The following is a 384-nucleotide window of genomic DNA, read 5'->3' on the forward strand; positions in this document are numbered from 1 at the left end:
GATTAGCGCAGCTTGGTAGCGCACTTGGTTTGGGTCCAAGGGGTCGCAGGTTCAAATCCTGCATCGCCGACCACTTTTAAAATAAGAAAGTAGCATGAAGATGTTTACGAGTTTGCGCCCTTAGCTCAGCTGGATAGAGCAACGCCCTTCTAAGGCGTCGGTCGAAGGTTCGAATCCTTCAGGGTGCGCCATCTTATTTTAATCCACATGTAGTGGCGGCTGTAGCTCAGTTGGTAGAGCCCTGGATTGTGATTCCGGTTGTCGTGGGTTCAAGTCCCATCAGTCGCCCCATCTACATGCCAAAATTAGTCGGCGATTAGCGCAGCTTGGTAGCGCACTTGGTTTGGGTCCAAGGGGTCGCAGGTTCAAATCCTGCATCGCCGA

The 384-nt window shown here is 52.1% G+C and carries 3 tRNA genes; all 3 read left to right on the top strand.

Annotated elements, in window-relative coordinates:
- The first annotated feature begins 114 nt into the window (after positions 1-114).
- The 3 genes from DRB05_RS00080 to DRB05_RS00090 all read left to right on the top strand — a co-directional run bounded on the left by DRB05_RS00080 (position 115) and on the right by DRB05_RS00090 (position 384).
- Positions 115-191, top strand: a tRNA-Arg gene (locus DRB05_RS00080).
- Between the two features lie 24 nt (positions 192-215).
- Positions 216-291: transfer RNA gene (locus DRB05_RS00085), tRNA-His, on the top strand.
- Positions 292-310: 19 nt separating this feature from the next.
- Positions 311-384 (top strand) — tRNA-Pro (locus tag DRB05_RS00090).

The sequence above is a fragment of the Pseudoalteromonas sp. A757 genome, from assembly GCF_004103285.1.
Taxonomy (GTDB): Bacteria; Pseudomonadota; Gammaproteobacteria; order Enterobacterales; family Alteromonadaceae; genus Pseudoalteromonas; species Pseudoalteromonas galatheae.